Annotated in this window: 1 protein-coding gene; it reads right to left on the reverse strand. The window is 37.0% G+C overall.

Annotated elements, in window-relative coordinates:
- Nucleotides 1–433, reverse strand: a 433-nt coding sequence (locus tag CRV03_RS14010) for a cache domain-containing protein (protein ID WP_258239114.1), incomplete at both ends; no start/stop codon positions are given.

A 433-nucleotide genomic window follows, 5' to 3' on the forward strand; every position in this document is an offset into this window, starting at 1 on the left:
TTCCCTATCTTTTCTGGATAAACAAGAGCCATATTTTTATCATTTGTAATAAACATTTCTCCGTCATTATTATATTGAATATTGTGAAGCAACTTCTGAATCGTCCCAAGCGATACATCCATCGCAACAACGCCTAATACAGATCCATCTTGAGCTGTAATTGCTTTAGAAACACCTACACTTAACTTTCCTGTTGCAATTTCATAAGAAGGTTGTCCCCAATGGACCTTTTTTACATCAGCCTCTGAATCTTTATACCATGGTCTTGTCGTTGGATCATATCCTTCTGGCACTTGCCCACCTTCAGCAAGATTGGCACTTAATGTTTTTTTATCTTTCGTACCAATATATAAATCTAAAATACCAGGATGATTCTTTTTATACTCCGCAAACTCTTTCGTTAAAAACGCTTCCTCTTCTGGAGTAACCCCAC

It is taken from the genome of Arcobacter sp. F155 (genome assembly GCF_004116455.1).
Classification (GTDB): domain Bacteria; phylum Campylobacterota; class Campylobacteria; order Campylobacterales; family Arcobacteraceae; genus Halarcobacter.